The sequence below is a fragment of the Pseudoflavonifractor sp. MSJ-30 genome (assembly GCF_018918045.1).
GTDB lineage: Bacteria > Bacillota > Clostridia > Oscillospirales > Oscillospiraceae > Faecousia.
On sequence record NZ_JAHLPU010000054.1, the window covers coordinates 15,313 to 36,167 of the forward strand.

Below are 20,855 nucleotides of genomic sequence, written 5' to 3' on the forward strand. Positions count from 1 at the left end.
AGACTATGAAGACAAAAACCGCTATGATCACCATCTGCGGGCGGCCCAATGTGGGCAAGTCTACACTGACAAACTATCTGGTAGGCGAGAAGATCGCCATTGTTTCCAACAAGCCCCAGACCACCCGGAACCGCATCTGCGGCATTGTCACAAGGGGCGACACCCAGTATGTGTTTGTAGACACCCCGGGCTTTCACAAGGCCAGGACCAAGCTGGGCGACTATATGGTAAACGTGGCCCAGGAGTCCATCGCCGATGTGGACCTGACGCTGCTGGTGGTGGAGCCTATCGCCTCCATCGGCCCCCAGGAGGAGAGCCTGATCCAGAAAATTCAGGCAAGCCATTGCCCCGCCATTCTGGTCATCAATAAGATCGATACCGTGGAGAAGGATACTCTGCTGGAGGTCATCGCCAGGTATTCTCAGGCCGCCAAGTTCGACGACATCGTCCCCATCTCCGCCAAAACCGGCGACGGGGTGGAGGAACTGCTGCGCCTGTGCGGCAAGTACGCCCAGGAGGGCCCCTTCCTGTTCCCGGAGGACGTGACCACCGACCAGCCAGAGCGGCAGGTCATGGCGGAGATCATCCGGGAAAAGCTGCTGTGGTGTCTGGATAAGGAGATCCCCCACGGCACCGCCGTGGAGATTACAAAGTTCTCCGAACGGGACAGTGGCGTCATCGACCTGGACGCCACCATCTACTGCGAAAAGGCCAGCCACAAGGGCATTATCATCGGCAAGCAGGGCCAGATGCTGAAAAAAATCTCCACCCTGGCCCGCCAGGACTGCGAAAAGTTCATGGGCACCAAGGTCTACCTGACCACCTGGGTCAAGGTCAAGGAAAACTGGCGGGACAGCGATTTCCTTGTGAAGAATTTCGGCTATCGGGAGTAAAAAAGAAGCCAAGATTTTCCAGACTACGGCACCCGCATCCCGCAAAAGCTACCCGCGGGAGGGATGACCATGCTGTCTTCGGACTACTGGAAGCTTTTTCTGGAAACCGGCGCGCCGGAAGCCTATCTGCTCTATACCCAGAGCCTGCGTCAGGAGGAACACCATGTATCTGACGGTTCGGGCCATCGTCCTGCGGGTGACGGACTTCAATGACCGTGACGCCCTCTTGACGGTTCTGACCCAGAATTACGGCAAGCTGACCATCAAAGCCCGGGGCCTGCGGCGGAAAAACAGTCCGCTGGTCGCCCCCTGCCAGCTGCTTGCCTACGGGGAATTCACCCTGTTTGAGTACAGAGGAAAATACACCATCAACGAGGCCCACGCCCTGGAGCTTTTCCAGGGCCTCCGGCGGGAGCTGACGAAGCTGTCTCTGGGCAGCTATTTCGCCCAGGTGACGGAGCTGCTCTCTCAGGAGGACATGCCGAATCCGGAGCTTCAGGCTCTGCTTCTGAACAGTCTCTACGCGCTTTCCCGGTTGAATCTGCCGGAGAGCCAGGTGAAGGCTGTGTTTGAACTGCGCGCCGCCTGTCTGGCGGGCTATACGCCGGAACTCTTCGGCTGCCACGTCTGCGGCAGCCAGACCCCGGACCGGTTTGACCTTTCCCAGGGCCAGCTGGAATGCCGGACCTGCCGGGATCCGGAATCCTCCGGCATCCGGGTGCCGGTAGCGCCGGAGATGCTGGAGGCCATGCGTTACATCTGCCTGTGCGGCCCAAAACGGCTGTTTGCCTTCCGGCTGGGGGACGGGGCCATGGCGGCTCTGAGTTCTCTCACCGAAGGGTACTTACAGACCCAGCTGGAGCACGGGTTTTCCGCGTTGGATTTTTATAAGTCCCTGTTTGCGGGATCTTACGACCTAGGAGAAAAAACATGACGGAATTATATGAAAAATCCCTGTCCAAGCTGGAGCTGGGACAGGTGCTTACCATGCTTTCCCAATGCGCCGGAAGCGAGGGCGGCAAGGCGGCCTGTCTGGCGCTGACGCCGGATTCCGACCTGGACACGGTGCGGGAGCTGCTGGCGGAAACCACCGCGGCCTCGGACCTCTGCGCCCGGAAGGGAAACCCCACCTTTGCCGACGTTATGGACGTATCCGCCAGCCTGGAGCGGGCGGACCGCGGCGGCAGCTTGCAGCCTGTTGAACTGCTGCGGATCGCCGGGGTGCTGCGCTGCGCCAGAACCATCAAGGGCTATGTGTCCGAGGACGACCCGAAAACGGTGCTGGACCCTCTGTTTGATGCCCTGACGCCCAACAAGTACCTGGAGGACAAGATCTTCGGGGCCATTCTCTCCGAAGAGGAGATCGCGGATACGGCGTCCTCCGCGCTGGCGGATATCCGCCGCCACATGCGCATTCAGTCCGGCAAGATCCGGGACAGCCTGCAGAAGGTGATTTCCTCACCTGCCTACGCAAAATTCCTGCGGGAGCCGATTATCACCATCCGGCAGGGCCGGTATGTGGTGCCTGTGAAGTCCGAGTGTAAAAACGATGTACCCGGTATGGTCCACGACGTGTCCGCCACGGGGTCTACTTACTTCGTGGAGCCCATGTCCGCCGTCAACGCCAACAACGCCCTGCGGGAACTGGAAATCAAGGAGAAGAAGGAGATCGAGCGCATTCTGGCCGAGCTGTCCGCCGAGGCGGCTGGCTACGCCGAGAACATCCGGCTGGATGTGGAAATGCTCATCCGGCTGGACGTGATTTTCGCCAAGGCAAAACTGGCCTACCGGATGCGGGCCTGGGCTCCCATTATGAACGACCAGGGCAGGGTAGAGCTGCGCAACGCCCGGCACCCACTGATCGACCCCAAAAAGGTGGTGCCCATCTCCCTGCGACTGGGCTCCGATTTTGACACCATGATTATCACCGGCCCCAACACCGGCGGCAAGACCGTGACCCTGAAAACCATCGGTCTGCTGACGCTCATGGCCGAGTGCGGCCTCCATGTGCCCGCGGGAGACGGCAGCACGCTCTCTACCTTTGACGCCATTCTGGCGGACATCGGTGACGAGCAGTCCATTGCCCAGAGCCTGTCCACCTTCTCCGGCCATATGCGCACCATCGTAGACGTGGTGGCCCAGTGTGACAGCAGAACACTGGTCCTCTACGATGAGCTGGGCGCAGGTACAGACCCCGCTGAGGGCGCGGCTCTGGCCATTGCCCTGATTGAATTCAGCCGGAAAATGGGCTCCCGGGTGGTGGCGACCACCCATTACGCCGAGCTGAAACTCTACGCCATGCGCACCAGAGGCGTCATCAACGCCAGCTGCGAGTTCGATGTAGAAACTCTTCAGCCCACCTACCGGCTGCTTATCGGCATCCCCGGCAAATCCAACGCCTTTGCCATCTGCCGCAAGCTGGGGCTTTCGGAGGACATCATCAAGGAGGCCAACGACCTGGTAGGCAAGAGCGACAAGGATTTTGAGGACGTAATCTCCCAGCTGGAGCAGCAGCGGCAGCAGATGGAAGCTGCCAGACTGGAGGCCGAACGCCTGAAGCAGGAGACGGCAAAGATCAAGCAGCAGAGCGAGGAATACAACCTCCAGCTCCAGAAGGAGAAGGACAAGGCCATGGAGTCCGCCCGCCGGGAGGCCCAGGGCATTATTGAGGAGGCCAGAGCCGCCGCCAACGCCGCCTCCGAGGAGCTGAAGGCTCTGCGCAGGCAGCTGGAGACAAGCGCCGACACCACCGGCATCAACCAGCGTCAGGCGGAGCTGCGCCGGGTGCTGAACGAGACCGAGGACAAAATCCGTGCCCAGGCCCCCAAAAAGGAACGCCCCAAGGCGACCCGGGGCATTCTGGTGGGGGATACCGTAGAGCTGCTGAAGCTGGGCACCAGAGCCAGCGTTCTGGCCATCAACAAGGACGGCACCTACCAGCTCCAGGCAGGCATCCTGAAGATGACCGCCAAGCCGGAGGAAGTTTACCTGCTGGAAAACGAGAATCCCTATGTGGAAAAGGGCGGCCGCCCCAAGCACTCCGGCCGGGAGATGAAGATGACCGCCATGCCTACGGAAATCGATCTGCGGGGCATGGACTGCGTGGAGGCCATCTGCGTGCTGGACCGGTATCTGGACGAGGCCATGCGGGCCAAGCTAAGCTCCGTGCGCATTATCCACGGCAAGGGCACCGGCGCCCTGCGGGCCGCGGTGCAGCAGGACCTCAAGAAAAACAAATTCGTGAAAAAGTTCCGTCTTGGACAGTATGGCGAAGGCGAAGACGGAGTTACCATTGCGGAATTTGCATAATTATCCAAATTTATGCTGTTTCCCCCTGGGACTTTTTCAGGAATTGGTTGACATTCACAGGAAAAAAAGGTATTATATTTCCAGACCCATCGTGCTTCTGACCGGCACGATGAAAAGGAGTGTTTGTTATGTATAGCAAGGAAGTTGTTGTTCGCTGCGAATCCGGTCTGCACAACAAGCAGGCTACATACTTCGTTCAGAAGGCGAACGAATTTGAAAGCAGCATCTGGCTGGAATCCGGCAATCGGAAGATGAACGCCAAGAGCCTGCTGGGCATCATGTCCCTGGGTATTATCTCCGGCTCCACCGTCACCCTCAGCGCCGTTGGCACGGACGAGGAAGCCGCTGTGACCGCTCTGGACGCTCTGCTCCAGCGGGACGTTTATTGATCCTTTCGCGTAACACATCACCGGCCGCCTCTGTCCGATTGCGCAGAGGCGGCTCTTCTTTGGGAGAAGCCAATGACATTTGACGAATTGAAGGAAAAAGCCCTGTCCCTGCCCTACGCCCCCGGCGTATACATCATGCGGGACAAAACGGACAAGGTCATCTATGTGGGCAAGGCCAAGAAGCTGAAAAACCGGGTGAGCCAGTATTTTCAGGACACGGCATCCCACACCCCCAAGACAAAAATGATGGTGAGCAAAATCCACCATTTCGATACCATTGTGGCGGCCAGCGAATTTGAGGCGCTGGTGCTGGAATGCTCCCTGATCAAGCGCTATATGCCAAAATACAATATCCTTCTGAAGGACGACAAGGGCTATCCCTATTTAAGGCTCAACAGAAAGGATATCTACCCCACCATCACCATTGTCAGCAAGATCGCTGATGACGGCGCGGAGTATTTCGGCCCCTACGGCAGCCGGGGCGTGACCCACAATCTGCTGGAGGCCATCCGGCTGACCCTGAAGCTGCCGGGATGCGGCAAGGTCTTTCCCAGAGACATCGGCAAGGACCGGCCCTGCCTGAACTACCACATGAACCAGTGCGAGGGCTGGTGCCAGACGTCCGTCAGCGCCATTGCCTACCGGCAGCGCATGGAACAGGCCCGGCAGCTGCTGAAGGGGAACTACAGAAGCGTGGCGGAGGAGATCAAAGCCAGTATGCTCTCCGCCGCGGACAATCTGGAATTTGAGGTGGCGGCGGCCCTGCGGGACCGGCTGAACGCCGTAGAATCCCTGGGGCAGAAGCAGCTGGTCACTGCCGGCTCCCTGGCGGATACGGATGTAGTGGGCTACGGCGAGACCGAGGCCAAGGCCTGCTTTGCCGTGCTGCATTTCAGCGGCGGCAACCTGCTGGACAAGGACTACGATGTGTTCCCGGTGCCGGAGGACAGGCAGGAGGCCGTCTCCAGCCTGATGAAGCAGTATTACCTCAGCCGGGGTCTGGCACCGAAAATCGTGCTGCTGCCCTTTGAATTGGAGGACAGCGAGCTTTTCTCCCAGCTCATGGAGCAGCAGTATGGCCGCCGCAGCAAGATCCGCGTCCCCCAGAAGGGTGACAATATGCGCCTGGTGGAGCTGGCCAACAAAAACGCCTTTGAAGAGGCCCAGCGGCTGACGGACAAGGAGGAGCGGCTGAACGCGACGCTGGTAACGCTTGGCAAAATGCTCTCCATCCCCACCCCCGGCCGCATGGAGTCCTTCGATATCTCCAATATCTCAGGCACGGACATCGTGGCCAGCATGGTGGTCTTTCAGGACGGCCGCCCCCGGAAAAGCGACTACAAGCGCTTCAAGGTAGAGGGCCTGACGGATCAGGACGACTACGCCTCCATGCACCAGGTTGTGAAGCGCCGCTTTGCCCACTACAAGGAAGGGGACAAGGGCTTTGACGTGCCGCCGGATCTGCTGCTCATCGACGGCGGCGTGAACCATGCCAACGTGGCGGTGGCGGCCCTGACGGAGTTGGGACTCAGCTTTCCCGTATTCGGCATGGTCAAGGACGACCGGCACCGCACCCGGGCGCTGGTGACGCCCCAGGGGCAGGAAATCCGCATCGACAACAATCAGGCGATTTTTTCCCTCATCGGCAGCATTCAGGAGGAGACCCACCGCTTCGCCATCACCTACCACCGGCAGCTGCGCAGCAAGCGGCTGCACTATTCCGAGCTGGACGGCATTCCGGGCATCGGCCCCAAGCGGAAGCAGGAGCTGCTGCGGCAGTTCAAATCCCTGACCGCCATATCTCAGGCCACGCTGCCGGAACTGGAGCGTCTGCTTCCGAAGGACGCGGCCAACGCGGTCTACCGGCATTTCCGGGACAAGGAGCAGGAACAGGTATAAAACCTGTCATTCAGGAAATCATTAGGAGAAAAGCATATGCGTGTAATCACAGGAAAGGCCCGGGGCATTCAACTGAAAACGCCCCAGGGAATGCTGACCCGGCCCACGGCGGACCGGGTGAAGGAAGCGCTGTTCAGCATTATCCGCTTTGACGTGGCGGGGGCCCGGGTGCTGGATCTGTTCGGCGGCACCGGGCAGCTGGGCATCGAGGCCCTGAGCCAGGGGGCGGAACGGGCGGTATTTGTGGACGCCCGGGAGGATGCCTGCGCCCTCATTCGGGAGAATCTGAAGCGCACCCGGCTTTCGGAGCAGGGGAGCGTGGTCCGCTGCGACTATCTGGACTACCTGAACCGGTGCCGGGAGCAATTTGATATCATTTTTCTGGACCCGCCCTACGCGGAGGTTTTTCTGGAAACAGCCCTAAAACGCATCACGGAAATTGACATTTTGCGTTCCGGTGGTATAATAGTCACGGAACGGCCTCTGGGAAAGGAGCTCCTTGCCGAATTCCCCGGCTATAGCCGTTCCAAAGACTATAAATACGGAAAGACCCTCCTTGCGATCTACCGCAAAGAGAACGGTGAATTATGAAAACAGCCATTTATCCGGGCAGCTTTGACCCTGTCACCAACGGCCATCTGGATATTATCCGGCGGGCTGCCAATATATTCGACAAGCTGATTGTCTGCGTTATGGTCAACGCGGGCAAGCACCCCATGTTCTCTCTGGAAGAGCGGGTGGCGCTGATTCGCCGGGTAACGGAGGATCTGCCCAATGTGGAGGTGGACGGCTCCTCCGAGCTGCTGGCGGAATACGCCCGGCGCAGAGGCAGCTGTGTGGTGGTCAAGGGCCTGCGGGCCGGTTCAGACTTTGAAAACGAATTCCAGATGGCCCTCATCAATCGGAAGATCAACCCGGACCTGGACACCATGTTTCTGACGTCGGCCAGCCAGTATATGTTCCTCAGCTCCAGCATTGTCAAGGAACTGGGCTCTTACGGCGCGGAACTGACCGACTTCATCCCCCAGGCCATTATCCCGGATTTCCGGCGGCGTCTGGAAGAACGAACCAGGCAAACACCATAAACAGGAGGAATATACATGAGCAGCAGCAACATTGAAGACATCATCGGCTCTCTTTACGATATGGTTCAGGATGCCCGTACCATGCCCCTGGCGGCAGACAAGTGCATTCTGGAGCGGGATCGGGTGCTGGATATGCTGGACGAGGTCATCGCCCAGATGCCCGGGGAGCTGAAGCAGGCACGGACCATTGTGGAATCCCGGAACGACCTGATCAACCAGGCCCGCCGGGAGGCAGAGGGCGTCCTGCGGCAGGCCCAGGAGCAGGCGGCCCAGCTGGTCACCAAGGAGGCCATCTATGAGGAGGCCAGGAAGCGCAGCGAGGAGCTGGTGGCCCAGACCCAGAACCGCATCGATCAGCTGCGCAAGGCGGGCAACGAATATATGGACGCCCAGCTGAAGGAGACCGAGGAGACCATCGCCAAGGCCCTGAACGAGGTCCGGGACACCCGGGTCAAGTTCCGCACCGTCACCGAGGCTCAGGAGCAGCAGCGCAAGGCCGCCCCCAACGTTGACGTGGAGATGTAAGTTGATATTGCGTGATCACCGCCGTGGTTTTTCCGCGGCGGTGATTTTTTTGCCTTGCGGTGAATAGGCTGACAGGGAAGGGGGAGAGGAGAATGCGCGTTGATCGAAAACCATCCGGTCTGGCGGCCAGCTTTCCAAAGGGGCTGGCCATAGGCACTCTGGCAGCTATGGCGTCCACGCTGGCGCTGTCCGCACTGCTGGCGGGGCTGATCGTCAGCGGAACTGTCCGTGAAGGAAGCCTTGGCTACGGCGTCATGGCCCTGGTGTTCCTGTCCGCGGCGCTGGGAGGATCAGTGGCCTACGGACGCATCAAACACAGAAGAGCTCTGGTATTTTTGGGTGCGGCGGTGTGCTATCTCGTCACTCTGACAGCCCTGACGGCGCTGTTCTTCGGCGGACAATTGGACGGATTTTTCCCTACGGCAATGCTGATAATCGGGGGCAGCGGCACTGCGTTTCTCCTGTCCGCCAGAGCGGGAAAGGGGAGGAAGGGCCCGAAAAAATATAGGTAGATTCGTCAAATTGCACAAAAACCCATAATAGGTAAATAAAATTTACCTTCCGCAACTTTCTGCAAGAAAAAGTGCAATGTAAAATTTTACCCTATTTCCGTGGGCTTTCTTCAAGAAAATGACGCAATAGTCGAAAACGGTAAAAACTTTTGTTCGGTTATCAGATTTGTTGACATAACAATATTAACATAAAAATTGTCAGAATCTACAAAAAAACGTATTTCGGTGAATGATACTTGAATTTTTGGTAAAAACGGAGTATAGTATGTCTGTATCAAAAGCGGGTGAATTCTGTCTCTTTTCTAGATGGTTTTGGAAATCGCCGGAGGGAACGCCATGAATGGTTCCCCGCAGAGGACAGATCTCTCCCGGCGGGCGCATTTGGCAGTCCTGAAAGCCGCCTGGGTCTGCGGTCTGCTGGCCGGATGCATTGCCGCCCGGGCGCTTGGGATTCGTTTTCACCCCGGGTTTTCGAATGCCGGGCTCCGGTGCTGCTCGGGCCGTCTGCTTGGGCAGGTGCTGTGTTCCGCGGCACTGCAGTGGGCATTTCCCGGGAGCATCCCTGCCGCCGCTTTCTTCGGCGGAGCAGCCCTTGCCTATGGGGCACGGGGCGTAAGCGCCGGGTTTGGCAGCGCGGGATGGCTGCTGTGGCCGGTGTTCCTCTTTTCGGAACTGGCGCTTTGCCCATTTCTCTTTTTCGCCTGGCTTCAGCCCGCCGGCAGGAGGGGCAGGAATGCGTACCTGCTGGCCGCCGCCGCGGCGATCGCTATCGGACTGGCGGATCATCGTTTGGTCATGCCCTTCGGGGCATTTCTGATAGAATTAGAATAAGGATAGGTACTTCGGTTCATGCTGGATATTATCAGGGCTTATGAGAACTATCTCATCAAAGTCAAGCAGGCATCCGAGAATACCGTTTCTTCGTACATGCGTGACATTCGGCAGTTTTCCGAATGGCTGTCAGAGAACGGTGTCCCTGAGCTTGTAAGCGCGACACAAGTGAATATCCGGGACTACCTTGCGTATCTGCAGGATCAGGGAAAGTCCGGGGCTACGGCTTCCCGTTCCTTGGCGAGTCTGAAGAATTTTTATGCCTATGCCGTGTCCGGCGGCTTTTTGGAGGTCTCTCCCATCAGCGGTGAGATCCATGTGGAGCGGGGAGAGAAGAAGCTCCCCCAGATTCTGACCGGCAAGGAAGTGGAGCTTCTGCTGGCCCAGCCTGCCTGTGTGGACCACAAGGGCTACCGGGACAAGGCCATGCTGGAGGTCATGTATGCCACAGGTATGCGTGTCACAGAGCTTATCAGTCTGAACGTAGAGGACGTGAACCTGGAGCTGGCCCTGGTAAAGTGCCACAGCGGAAAAAAATCCCGGGTGATCCCTCTGTATCCCGCGGCCCAGAAGGCGCTGGCGGTGTATCTGAAGGACGTGCGTCCCGCCATGGTCCTGGATGCCAACGAGCAGGCCCTGTTCGTCAACATCGGCGGCACCCGCATGAGCCGTCAGGGATTCTGGAAAATCCTGAAATACTATCAGGGTAAGGCGGGCATCGAGAAGGAGATCACGCCCCACACCCTGCGCCACAGCTTTGCGGTGCATCTGCTGGAAAACGGTGCGGATCTTGGCTCCCTGCAGGAGCTCATGGGCCACAGCGATATCTCCTCCACCCAGATGTATGCCCATCTGATCAATCAGAAAATTAAAAACGTCTATCAAAAGTGCCATCCAAAGGCATAAAAAGAGCTTACGGTAAAACCGTAAGCTCTTTTCTGATTTTATGATTCTGTTCAGATGCCTGTCATGGCCGCCAGAACGTCCACTTCCATCTGCTGGATGCTCTTCTTCATAGCCAGACCCTCGTCAATGTCCACATCGGTGAAGCCGCCCTCATGGGTGCAGACAATGCGGTTAGTCTTGCCCTGAAGCAGCAGCTCAACGGCCAGATAGCCCATCTTGGTGGCGTTGACTCTGTCTCTGCCGGAGGGGGAGCCGCCCCGCTGGATGTGGCCCAGAACGGTGACCCGGGGATCCAGATCGATGGCTTCCTTGATCCTGGCCGCGATCTCCGTGGCCTTGCCGGCGCCCTCGGCCACCACGATCATGTAGTGGGTGAAGCCGTTGAACCGGGCCTGACGAATCTTCTCGATGACGTCCTTTTCGAAATCAATGGGCTCCTCGGGGACCAGAACGGCGGTAGCGCCGCAGGCCAGACCCACATACATGGCAAGGTAGCCCGCGTTGCGGCCCATGACCTCCACGACGGAGCAGCGCTCGTGGGACTGCATGGTGTCCCGCAGCTTATCGATGCACTCGATGGCCGTGTTGGCGGCGGTGTCGAAACCGATGCAGTAGTTGGTGCAGCTGATGTCGTTATCGATGGTGCCGGGAATGCCGATGACGTTGATGCCGTACTTGCTCAGGGCCAGAGCGCCCCGGAAGGTGCCGTCACCGCCGATGGCGATGATGCTGTCCAGTCCAAGGAATTTGCAGGTGGAGACGGCCTTGCGCTGGCCCTCCTCGGTCATGAATTCCGAGCTGCGGGCGGTATAGAGGATGGTGCCGCCACGGTTGATGGTGTGGGCCACGCTCTTCTCGTCCAGACGGACGATGTCGCCGTTGATCAGGCCGTTCCAGCCCCGGCGGATGCCGTAGCACTCCACTCCGTGGTACAGTGCGGTACGTACAACCGCGCGGACGCAGGGGTTCATGCCGGGGGCATCGCCGCCGCTGGTCAGCACGCCGATTCTTCTAACGCTCATAATAGAACCTCCTAATTATGGGTTAATAGCCATAATCTTATTTTACCGGAAAACGAAGTCAATGTAAAGATAAAAATCAGCAAAATATCGTGTTTTTTTGTATCAATTTCGCTTCTTTGATGAAATTGCGGTTTTTGCTTGCTTTTGGGCGGCGGAAGGGTATAATAAAAGTATCACAAAAGCGGGAGGGGCGCCAAATGTATTTTGAAGCGCTGTGCGCCGCGCTGCGGGGGCTGCCGGAAATCGAAGCCCTCGTTCTGGGCGGATCGAGAGCAGGGGAAGGGTACGACCGGAAATCGGACTACGATCTCTATGTCTACTGTACGGAAATTCCGTCCGCGGAGGCCCGCCGGGAGATCCTTAGCCGGGTCTGCGGTCATATGGAGCTGGGCAATGACTTCTGGGAACTGGAGGACGACTGCGTCCTGCTCAATGGCATCCCCATTGACATTCTCTACCGGAATCTGGATTCCTTCGCCCGGGACGTTGCCTCTGTGGCAGAGCTGCATTACGCGCGTAACGGCTACACCACCTGTATGTGGCACAATCTGCTGCACAGCCGCATTCTCTATGACCGGGACGGCCGCTACGCCGCCCTGCGGCAGCGCTTCGATGTGCCGTATCCGGAGGCGCTGCGGCAGAATATTATCCGGCGCAATCTGCGTCTGCTCACCGGAAATCTGCCCTCCTATGACGCGCAGCTGCGCAAGGCGGTCAGCAGGGAAGACAGGCCCAGCGTCAACCATCGGATGGCGGCGTTTCTGGAATCCTATTTCGACATTCTCTTCGCCCTGAACCGCATGACCCACCCGGGGGAAAAGCGCATGGCCAGCACATTGAAAGCAAGGGCAAAGATTCTGCCGAAGGACTTCGGGGAAGATCTGGACGAGGCCTTTGCCTGTATGTTCGCAAATCCGGAACGGTTCCTGAAGGTGCTGGACACGATGGTCGGGAATCTTCAGGAATTGGTGGAGAAGGAGACAGAAGCAGATGGAAAAGCTATATGATCGCGCGGATATTTATGACCTGCTGGAAAACGACAGTAGATACGAAATCACAAAAGGGCACTGGCAGTATCTCCTGAAGGGAAAGCCCGTCCGCTCGCTTTTGGATGTAAGCATCGGCAGTGGGAATATGACGCTGCCAGTTCTGGACTTAGGCATTGACCTGTACGGCTCGGATCTTAGCGAGGCCATGCTGAGCAGATGTGACAAAAAAGCAACTGCAAAGGGGTACTCTGTCCATTTGCAATGCAGTGACTTCCGGGAAGTCTCGAAGCATTTTACACGTCAGTTCGATTGCGTTGCCAGCACCGGAAACAGCCTTGCCTATGTAACGAACGAAGAGGTCATCACAGCGCTGCACCAAATGGATGCTCTGGTTGCTCCCGGCGGTTATCTGTATTTTGACCTTCGGAATTGGGACAAGATTCGCAGAACAAATCAGCGATTTTATACCTACAACCCATCTTTTCACGGAAACACCCGTGTCAACCTTGTACAGGTCTGGGACCACAATTCGGATGGGACCATTGATTTCAATCTGCTTTTTACATTTGAGAAAGAAAACCGCATCTTTCAAAAGGAGCATTTCATTGAACATTACAATCCCGTGTCTCAGCGGCCGCTTCTGGAAGAACTGCGCGCTATGGGGTATACGGATGTGGAAATACGCCTGGTTCCGGCGCAGTGGGGCGCATACACAGACGAGGATGACTGGTACTGTGTAATGGCAAGGAAGCCAAAAGGAAGGGAAGCGCTATGATAAAGCCCGTCGGCAGTTATGCGGACTGCCGGGAATTCGCTGAGCGCTTTCAGGGAGACCCGGATTTTTCGGACCCCATGCTCAGCACCGAGGAGCAGATCCGGTGCAATCTGGAAAAGGCTTTTACGCGGCCAAATCGTCAGATTCTTGGCGCATGTGGGCATCGGCCCCTTGGTAAATACTTTCATGTCGATCAATATAATATCCGCGTCGGTGGTACTCCGGCGCGGATAACCGAAACAATTGATTGACATTTGAAGAAGAATCGGCTATTCTAAAAGAAACTTAGGAAAGGAAACCCCCAAAAGCGGAAAACGGTCCGGAAGGGCCTGAAAAAGCGTCTGGAGCCACGGTTCGTGAGAACCGCTTTGAAAATGCACTTCTAACGCAACAAAATTTTTATTTTGTTGCGTTCATTCCAAAGCTGGCTCCGCCTTCATTCAGGACCCTCTCCCGCCTTTTCCGATTCTTTGGGATCAAATCTATGCAGCAATACCGTGACTGTCCGCAGATTCTGCGGAACTTCTTAACTTACCACGAAAACATCAAAGGCCAATCGCCGCTGACCATCCATGAATACTATCTGGATCTGCGGATGTTCCTGCGATTCCTGAAACTCATGCGCAATGAAATGCCCGTGGACACCGATCTGGACACCATCGACATCCGGGACATTGACGTGGCCTTTCTGGGCACCGTCACCCAGTCTGAGATTTTCGACTTCCTCTCCTATCTGGCCAACGACCGGGTGGCCCGGCCGGATGAGGCTGTGCCGGAACGCGGCATTGAGGCCGCCAGCCGGGCCCGGAAGCTCTCCGCCATCAAATCCTTCTATAAGTATCTGACGGTGCGGACCAAACAATTGAGCGAAAATCCCGTGGCAGACCTGGAATATCCCAAGCTGCGCAAAAGTCTGCCCAAATATCTGACCATGGAAGAATCCGCCGCCCTGCTGAAAGCGGTCTCCGGCCCCAATGAAAAGCGGGACTACGCCATATTGATGCTCTTCCTGAACTGCGGCATCCGGCGCAGCGAGCTGGTGGGGCTGAACCTGACGGATGTCTATGAGGACCGCATCCGGGTCATCGGCAAGGGTAACAAGGAGCGATTCGTCTATTTCGGCACCGCCTGCCGGAAAGCCATTGACGCCTATCTGGAGGAACGGAATCAGATTGAGCTGTCCGACAACCGTGCCCTTTTCGGCTCCCGGGACAAGAACCGCATCAGCGTCACGGCGGTTCACCGGCTGGTGAAAAAGGCTCTGCTCCAGGCTGGGCTGGATTCCACCCAGTTCTCCGCCCATAAGCTGCGGCACACGGCGGCCACCATGATGCTCTCCGGCGGCGTGGATGTGAAAACCGTTCAGGAAGTTCTGGGCCATGAGAACCTGAACACCACCCAGATCTACACCCATATTGAAAATACCGAGCTGAAAATTGCCAGCGAGGCCAATCCCCTTTCCAAACTTGATTTTTCGAAATAATCAGATATAATAGGAATAGCAACCGATAGTTGCCAGATATTTGTCACTGTAAGGAGGTGTTTTCCATATCCATCGGAGAGCGAATCATAGAATTGCGCAGAGCCGCTTCCCTCTCCCAGGGGCAGCTGGCGGAGCGCATGGGCGTCACCCGGCAGGCGGTGAGCAAATGGGAAAACGACATCTCCACCCCGGACCCCCTGCGCCTCATTCAGCTGGCGGACGCTCTGGATACGGACAGCGAGTATCTGGCCTCCGGAAAACACGCCACCATCCCCTCCCCTCCCGTGATCGTCCATTCCGTGGAGGAGAAGCCAGTTTATATTGAAAAAGTCGTTGAGAAACCGGTTTATATTGAGAAAACCGTAGAAAAGCCCGTCTATATCGAAAAGGAAGCACCTCCCCGGGAACCAAAGGTCGTGGTCCGGGAGGTGCCGGTAGATCGGGTCGTGGAACGGGTGGTGGAGAAGCCCGTGGTCAAAAAGGTCGTCCGTTACCGCTACCGGGCTGACCCTGTCATGATGGTTCTGGCCGCCATCGGCGGGCTGGTGGTTGGCCTGGTCATCGGGCTGCTGATTTGACAAAATAGCTGCTGCAAATCCATCAAAAACAGATTTGCAGCAGCTTTACTATGGCAAAAAAATCAGATTTGACGGTCGTACACGTCCCACTCAGACTGTGGAAAGGCATTGCCCCAGTAATGGTTGGATAATTCGTCCAGCGTATGGAAAATAACCTCATTTTCGGGATTTGTAATTGCAATTTTCACATTGCCGCCCCAATATCGCAGCCGTTCCTGGCATATTCCGCAGGCCGTCAGAATTTTGAAAGCATCCCTTTCACTGTCCCTTGAAACGCACAGTGAATGCGTAACCCTCAGGTTGAACTTCTGGGCTTCACACATTGCGCCTGTTTCCATGCACAACCCTGCCCCGGCATTAAAGGATTCCAATGCCACAGATATCAGGAACTGCTTGTCTTCTGTGAATAGGACAGCGCAGCCGCCCCAGCCGGTCGGAAACCGCTTTTTCACAAAGTCCGTAGCCATTTGGTACATTTGATGTCCAATTTCTCTGTCATTCACAGGTAATCGCTCCCTCCTATATCAGCGTTTGATTTGTACCGTTACTGCCCTTTTTATAGCTTCGCTGCCAGCTCAAAGGCCAGCAGTGCAATCTTGCTCTTATCGTCCAGGCGGACGTGGCCGGACAGGCTCCTGGACTGCCATTGGGAGTGGTCCAGATTGTCCCCAGCATAGAAGAACTGGAAGAAATCCACGCCCCGGAAGTCGGCCACGGCCTGCATTCCGGCGCATTCCATCTCCACGCAGATTGCCCCCTGGGCTTTCCTGCGCCGGACCTTTTCCGCCGTCTCCCGGTAGGGTGCATCCGTTGTCCAGGTCGTGCCCTCCACGTAAGGGCAGCCGCAGTCGGCAAGGACCTGGCGGAACACATCCCGGTACATGCGGTTCACGTCGATGAAGTCCGCAGCGGCGGCATAGTGATAGCTGCTGCCCTCGTCCCGAATGGCCCGGGTGGGGATGATAATTCCGCAGTCCTCAATGGACCGGTCCAGTACCCCGCAGTTGCCGAAGAGGATGAGCTTTTTCAGCCCCATGGCAATCAAATCCTCAAAGTCCCCAATGCAGGCGGGTTCCCCTACTCTGGACTCGTAAAAGGCAATGCGCTTGCCCCGGTAGCCCACGGCATACACCGGTGCTTTCCCGTTGGCGCCCCCTACGCCGCAGACCCGCTCCGGCTGAAAAAAGGAAAGAACTGCCTCAAAAAGATGGCGGGAAAAGCAGGAAACGGCGATCTCCGGCAGATTTTCCACGGGATGGACGCACATGGAAGCATCGATGACAGCATGGAAACTTGGGTCGAATTCCTCTAAAAGCATGGTGGGCTCCCTTATTTTGTTTTACTTTAGGGGCTGCTGCAAGATAGGGTGTTCTGTAGGGGCGGCAACCTGCCGCCCGCTATCTCACGGAATTGTGCGCTTTATTCCAGCGTTCTGTTCCGAAAGGCAGCGGGCGGCTGGTAGCCGCCCCTACAAGTTTCCTATTTTCGCAGGCCCCTTGTGCCTATTCTTACGGCCTTACAGCGCCTTCAGCGCTTCCAGGCTCTCTTCCAGAGCCGCGATCAGATCGGCGGCCTTTTTGGCCTTTTCCCGTTCGGCGTTGACCACGGCCTCGGGGGCACGGGAGACAAAATTCTCGTTGGAGAGCTTGCCGTTCAGACCTGCCAGGTTCTTTCTGGCCTTGTCCAGCTCCTTGGAGATACGCTCCTGCTCCTTGGCGATGTCCACCAGCTGGCCCATGGGGATATAGAGCTTGGCGTCAGCGGTGGCGCAGGTCACCAGACCGTTCAGGTTCTCCGGCTCCTTGTCCAGCAGCTCCACCTTGTCGGCGTAGGCAAGTCTTTGGATGAAGCCCTCGCCCTCGGTGAAGACCTGGGACGCGGCGGTGAGCACATACAGCGTTGCCTTCTTGGAGGGGGGCACGTTCATCTCGGCTCTGCGGTTGCGGATGGCCCGGATGGCGTTCATAACGGACTCCATGTGGGCCTCCTCGGTCTTGAAGCTCAGCTTTTCGCTGGCCTCGGGCCACTTGGCCACAATCAGGGCGCTCTCCCGCATGGGCAGGCTCTGCCAGATTTCCTCGGTGATGAAGGGCATGAAGGGGTGCAGCAGCCGCAGCGTCTGATCCAGCACATACACCAGCACCTGCATGGCGGTGTTCTTCCGGGAGGCATCCTCGGAGTACAGCCGGGCCTTGGTCAGCTCGATGTACCAGTCGCAGTAGGTGTCCCAGATGAAGTCATAGATTTTCTGGACGGCAATGCCCAGCTCATAGCGCTCCATGTTGTCGGTGACCTCGGCAATGAGGGTGTTCAGCTTGGACAGCACCCACTTGTCGGCAATTTCCAGCTCCGTGGGCAGCTGGGGCACAAAGTCCTCGCCCAGATTCATCAGCACATACCGGGAGGCGTTCCAGAGCTTGTTGGCGAAGTTCCGCATGGCCTCGCAGCGCTCCACATAGAAGCGCATATCGTTGCCGGGAGAGTTGCTGGTGACCATATTCATCCGCAGGGCGTCGCAGCCGTACTTGTCGATCATTTCCAGGGGGTCAATGCCGTTGCCCAGAGATTTCGACATCTTGCGGCCCTTGTCGTCCCGGACCAGGCCGTGAATCAGCACGGTGTGGAAGGGGGCCTTGCCGGTGTGCTCGCAGCCGGAGAAAATCATCCGGGCAACCCAGAAAAAGATGATGTCGTAGCCCGTGACCAGCACGTCCGTGGGGTAGAAATAGTCCAGATCCGGAGTCTTCTCAGGCCAGCCCAGAGTCTCGAAGGGCCACAGAGCGGAGGAGAACCAGGTGTCCAGCACATCGGGGTCCCGCTCAATATGGGTGGAACCGCACTTCTCGCACTTGCAGGCGTCCTCCCGGGACACAGTAATGTGGCCGCAGTCGGCGCAGGTCCAGGCGGGAATCTGATGGCCCCACCACAGCTGCCGGGAGATGCACCAGTCGCGGACGTTCTCCATCCAGTTGAGGTAGGTCTTGGTGAAGCGGTCAGGGACGAATCTGGTCTCCCCTTCCTTCACCACGTCAATGGCCTTTTCGGCCAGGGGCTTCATTTTCACGAACCACTGGGCAGAGATGATGGGCTCCACATCGTTGTGGCAGCGGTAGCAGGTGCCCACGTTGTGGGCGTAGTCCTCCACCTTCACCAGGTAGCCCTGGGCGTCCAGGTCGGCCACAATGGCCTTCCGGGCTTCATACCGATCCATGCCCTCGTACTTGCCGCCGAGGCTATTCACCTTGCCCTCGTCGTCCAGCACCCGGATGACCTCCAGATTGTGCCGCAGGCCCACCTCGAAGTCGTTGGGGTCGTGGGCGGGGGTCATCTTCACGCAGCCGGTGCCGAATTCCATTTCGGCGTAGTCGTCGGCCACCACGGGGATGGGCTTGTTCAGCAGGGGCAGGATCACGTTCTTGCCCACAATGGCCTTGTAGCGCTCATCGTTGGGGTTGACGCAGACGCCGGAGTCACCCAACATGGTTTCCGGACGGGTAGTGGCCACGATGACCTCCCCGGAGCCATCCTCCAGGGGGTAGCGGATGTGCCACAGATGGCCGGGCTTATCCACGTATTCCACCTCGGCATCGCTCAGAGCGGTGACGCAGTGGGGGCACCAGTTGATGATCCGGCTGCCCTTGTAGATCAGGCCCTTTTCATACAGGGAGACGAAGACCTCCCGGACGGCCTTGGAGCAGCCCTCGTCCATGGTGAATCTGGCCCGGTCCCAGTCACAGCTGGAGCCCAGCTTCTTCTGCTGCTCCACAATCCGGTTGCCGAACCGGTTCTTCCAGTCCCAAACCCGCTCCAGGAACTTTTCCCGGCCCAGGTCATACCGGGTCAGACCCTCCTTGCGCAGCTCCTCTTCCACCTTGATCTGGGTGGCAATGCCTGCATGGTCCACACCGGGAATCCAGAGGGCATTGTAGCCCTGCATCCGCTTGAAGCGGATGATGCTGTCCTGGAGCGTCGCGTCCATGGCGTGGCCCATGTGGAGCTGGCCGGTGACGTTGGGGGGCGGCATGACGATGGTAAAGGGCTTTTTGTTCTCATCCCGCTCCGCGTGGAAGTAACCACCCTCCTGCCACATTTTGTAGATCTCGGCCTCCACAGCCTGGGGCTCGTAGACCTTGTTCAGTTCTTTTGCCATTGTGAATCTCCTTTCGAAACATAGGCTTTCCCGTCCGGAAAGTCTGTACCGCCCCTCATCAGTCATGGCCCACAGGGCCGCGACAGCTTCCCCCAGGGGAAGCCAAAAAACGCCCCGGGTGAAGCAACACCCAGGGCGAAAAGCTTTCCGCGGTACCACCTGAATTCCCGATTTACGGGCACTCGAACGCTGTAACGGGCTGACCCGTACTGCCCTACTCCCCTTCAGGCAGTCCGCTCCCGGGCGACCATTCCCCTGCCGGCCTGAGCGCTCACACCACCCGCGCCCTCTCTGCTGGCCTTCTTCAAGGGAAACCTCCCGTTCCATGCGTTTGCATTTGGTTGTATTTTAGCCGTCCGTGGGAAGAATGTCAAGGCTTTTTTCGAAAAACACCGCTTTTCCTTGACGCAAGCCCGGAACATGGCTATAATGAACATGATTTTGGCACTTGGAGTGTATTTCTATGGTAAAGCTATCTCTGGTCGTCCCCTGCTATAACGAGGGGGAAAATGTCATTCCCTTTCATGAAGCCGCACTGGCGGCTTTCCGGGACTGCGGATATGAAATCGAAATCGTCTACATTGACGACGGCAGTCAGGACGCCACGCTGCACAATCTGAAAAAAATCTACGCCCGGGGCGACTGCAAGGTGAAGATTGTCTCCTTCTCCCGGAACTTTGGCAAGGAGGCGGGTATTTACGCCGGCCTGCGGCACGCCTCCGGGGAATACGTCAGCCTCATTGACGCGGATTTGCAGCAGCGGCCGGAAATCGTCCGGGATATGGTAAAGATTCTGGACGAGCAGCCGGAATACGACATTGTGGCGGCTTATCAGGACCGGCGCGGCGAGGGCAAGGTTCTCTCCTTCTTCAAAAAGAGCTTCTACGCCGTCATCAATAGGCTCTCCAAGGTCCGTTTGCACCCCGACGCCAGCGATTTCCGCACCTTCCGCCGCAGCGTCCGGGACAGTCTGCTGCTGCTGGGCGAGAACCACCGGTTCTCCAAGGGTCTCTTCGCCTGGGTTGGCTACGCCACCTGCTTCATCCCCTACACCGCGGATAAGCGGGCCAGCGGCACCACCAAATGGAACTTCTGGAAACTCCTGAACTACGCCATCGAGGGCATCATCGGCTTCTCCACGGCCCCCCTGCGTCTGGCTACCCTCTTCGGCACGGTCAGCGGCATCGCGGCCATCCTCTACCTGATCTGTGTCGTTGTGGAAAAGCTGACCCGGGGCATTGCCGTTCCCGGCTACGCAACCATCATCGTGCTTCTGCTGCTGTTTTCCAGCATCCAGCTGTTCTGCATCGGCATCATCGGAGAGTACGTCGGCCGGAATTTCGAGCAGAGCAAAGGCCGGCCGATCTATATTGCGAAGGAAGTGATCGGGGAAGAAGAAATTGACAATTGACAATTGACAATTGTCAATGTGAATCAAGAGTTGAGGGCCTGTAGGGGCGGCTATTAGCCGCCCGGAAACGACCGGGCCTGAGTGTTTCGTTTTCACAG

At 57.5% G+C, this 20,855-nt stretch carries 22 protein-coding genes and 1 other annotated feature; of the genes, 18 read left to right on the top strand and 4 right to left on the bottom strand.

Annotation, left to right across the window (positions count from 1 at the left end):
• The first annotated feature begins 5 nt into the window (after positions 1 to 5).
• The 12 genes from era to KQI10_RS08930 all read left to right on the top strand — a co-directional run bounded on the left by era (position 6) and on the right by KQI10_RS08930 (position 10,349).
• On the top strand, positions 6 to 893 hold the full coding sequence (gene era, locus KQI10_RS08875; protein WP_216567066.1) for a GTPase Era: 888 nt from the start codon (positions 6 to 8) through the stop codon (positions 891 to 893).
• 69 nt (positions 894 to 962) lie between these two features.
• Positions 963 to 1,106, top strand: a complete 144-nt coding sequence (locus tag KQI10_RS08880; protein WP_216567067.1) for a hypothetical protein — start codon at positions 963 to 965, stop codon at positions 1,104 to 1,106.
• Positions 1,057 to 1,827, top strand: coding sequence for a DNA repair protein RecO (recO, locus tag KQI10_RS08885; protein ID WP_216567068.1), 771 nt, complete (start codon positions 1,057 to 1,059; stop codon positions 1,825 to 1,827). The genes KQI10_RS08880 and recO overlap by 50 nt, the downstream gene beginning before the upstream one ends.
• Complete coding sequence (locus tag KQI10_RS08890; protein ID WP_216567069.1) at positions 1,824 to 4,202, top strand: endonuclease MutS2; 2,379 nt, start codon at positions 1,824 to 1,826, stop codon at positions 4,200 to 4,202. Before recO ends, KQI10_RS08890 begins: the two co-directional genes overlap by 4 nt.
• Positions 4,203 to 4,330: 128 nt before the next feature.
• A complete protein-coding gene (locus KQI10_RS08895; RefSeq protein ID WP_216567070.1) occupies positions 4,331 to 4,591 on the top strand; it encodes an HPr family phosphocarrier protein in 261 nt (86 codons plus the stop codon).
• 72 nt (positions 4,592 to 4,663) lie between these two features.
• Positions 4,664 to 6,490, top strand: a complete 1,827-nt coding sequence (uvrC, locus tag KQI10_RS08900) for an excinuclease ABC subunit UvrC (protein ID WP_216567071.1) — start codon at positions 4,664 to 4,666, stop codon at positions 6,488 to 6,490.
• A gap of 36 nt (positions 6,491 to 6,526) precedes the next feature.
• A complete protein-coding gene (rsmD, locus tag KQI10_RS08905) occupies positions 6,527 to 7,081 on the top strand; it encodes a 16S rRNA (guanine(966)-N(2))-methyltransferase RsmD (protein ID WP_216567072.1) in 555 nt (184 codons plus the stop codon).
• Positions 7,078 to 7,575, top strand: coding sequence for a pantetheine-phosphate adenylyltransferase (gene coaD / locus KQI10_RS08910; protein WP_216567073.1), 498 nt, complete (start codon positions 7,078 to 7,080; stop codon positions 7,573 to 7,575). The genes rsmD and coaD overlap by 4 nt, the downstream gene beginning before the upstream one ends.
• A gap of 15 nt (positions 7,576 to 7,590) precedes the next feature.
• Positions 7,591 to 8,100, top strand: coding sequence for a hypothetical protein (locus tag KQI10_RS08915; RefSeq protein ID WP_216567074.1), 510 nt, complete (start codon positions 7,591 to 7,593; stop codon positions 8,098 to 8,100).
• Positions 8,101 to 8,192: 92 nt separating this feature from the next.
• Complete coding sequence (locus KQI10_RS08920; protein WP_216567075.1) at positions 8,193 to 8,612, top strand: DUF3792 family protein; 420 nt, start codon at positions 8,193 to 8,195, stop codon at positions 8,610 to 8,612.
• A gap of 336 nt (positions 8,613 to 8,948) precedes the next feature.
• Positions 8,949 to 9,443: a hypothetical protein gene (locus KQI10_RS08925; RefSeq protein ID WP_216567076.1), complete on the top strand. Its 495-nt coding sequence runs from the start codon at positions 8,949 to 8,951 to the stop codon at positions 9,441 to 9,443.
• A gap of 18 nt (positions 9,444 to 9,461) precedes the next feature.
• The gene (locus KQI10_RS08930) at positions 9,462 to 10,349 is read left to right on the top strand and encodes a site-specific tyrosine recombinase (protein WP_216567077.1); all 888 of its coding nucleotides are present in this window, start codon (positions 9,462 to 9,464) and stop codon (positions 10,347 to 10,349) included.
• A gap of 50 nt (positions 10,350 to 10,399) precedes the next feature.
• Here KQI10_RS08930 and pfkA read toward each other — a convergent pair whose 3' ends face one another.
• Positions 10,400 to 11,371 carry a 6-phosphofructokinase gene (pfkA, locus tag KQI10_RS08935; protein WP_216567078.1) on the bottom strand — a complete coding sequence of 324 codons (972 nt, stop codon included), beginning with the start codon at positions 11,369 to 11,371 and terminating at the stop codon, positions 10,400 to 10,402.
• A gap of 197 nt (positions 11,372 to 11,568) precedes the next feature.
• Here pfkA and KQI10_RS08940 point away from each other — a divergent pair, with 197 nt between their 5' ends.
• From KQI10_RS08940 to KQI10_RS08960, 5 genes are all read left to right on the top strand, one after another.
• Entirely contained in the window at positions 11,569 to 12,378 is an 810-nt protein-coding gene (locus KQI10_RS08940) for a DUF4037 domain-containing protein (protein ID WP_216567079.1), read from the top strand.
• Complete coding sequence (locus KQI10_RS08945) at positions 12,362 to 13,135, top strand: class I SAM-dependent methyltransferase (protein WP_216567080.1); 774 nt, start codon at positions 12,362 to 12,364, stop codon at positions 13,133 to 13,135. The genes KQI10_RS08940 and KQI10_RS08945 overlap by 17 nt, the downstream gene beginning before the upstream one ends.
• Positions 13,132 to 13,386: a hypothetical protein gene (locus KQI10_RS08950; protein ID WP_216567081.1), complete on the top strand. Its 255-nt coding sequence runs from the start codon at positions 13,132 to 13,134 to the stop codon at positions 13,384 to 13,386. The genes KQI10_RS08945 and KQI10_RS08950 overlap by 4 nt, the downstream gene beginning before the upstream one ends.
• 233 nt (positions 13,387 to 13,619) lie before the next feature.
• A complete protein-coding gene (locus KQI10_RS08955) occupies positions 13,620 to 14,618 on the top strand; it encodes a tyrosine recombinase XerC (RefSeq protein ID WP_216567082.1) in 999 nt (332 codons plus the stop codon).
• 56 nt (positions 14,619 to 14,674) lie between these two features.
• Positions 14,675 to 15,196 carry a helix-turn-helix domain-containing protein gene (locus KQI10_RS08960; RefSeq protein WP_371818394.1) on the top strand — a complete coding sequence of 174 codons (522 nt, stop codon included), beginning with the start codon at positions 14,675 to 14,677 and terminating at the stop codon, positions 15,194 to 15,196.
• Positions 15,197 to 15,258: 62 nt separating this feature from the next.
• On the opposite strand, the gene KQI10_RS08965 is transcribed toward KQI10_RS08960, so the two are convergent.
• The 3 genes from KQI10_RS08965 to KQI10_RS08975 all read right to left on the bottom strand — a co-directional run bounded on the left by KQI10_RS08965 (position 15,259) and on the right by KQI10_RS08975 (position 19,346).
• On the bottom strand, positions 15,259 to 15,699 hold the full coding sequence (locus KQI10_RS08965) for a cytidine deaminase (protein WP_371818396.1): 441 nt from the start codon (positions 15,697 to 15,699) through the stop codon (positions 15,259 to 15,261).
• 53 nt (positions 15,700 to 15,752) lie between these two features.
• Positions 15,753 to 16,514: a nucleoside phosphorylase gene (locus tag KQI10_RS08970; RefSeq protein WP_216567084.1), complete on the bottom strand. Its 762-nt coding sequence runs from the start codon at positions 16,512 to 16,514 to the stop codon at positions 15,753 to 15,755.
• A 198-nt stretch (positions 16,515 to 16,712) separates the two neighbouring features.
• Positions 16,713 to 19,346 carry a valine--tRNA ligase gene (locus KQI10_RS08975; RefSeq protein ID WP_216567085.1) on the bottom strand — a complete coding sequence of 878 codons (2,634 nt, stop codon included), beginning with the start codon at positions 19,344 to 19,346 and terminating at the stop codon, positions 16,713 to 16,715.
• Between the two features lie 128 nt (positions 19,347 to 19,474).
• Positions 19,475 to 19,681 (bottom strand) — a binding site (T-box leader).
• A gap of 128 nt (positions 19,682 to 19,809) precedes the next feature.
• Between KQI10_RS08975 and KQI10_RS08980 the strand changes: the two genes are divergently transcribed.
• Positions 19,810 to 20,757 (top strand): glycosyltransferase family 2 protein, encoded by a 948-nt coding sequence (locus tag KQI10_RS08980; protein WP_216567086.1) that lies wholly within the window; start codon positions 19,810 to 19,812, stop codon positions 20,755 to 20,757.
• The last annotated feature ends 98 nt before the right edge of the window (positions 20,758 to 20,855 follow it).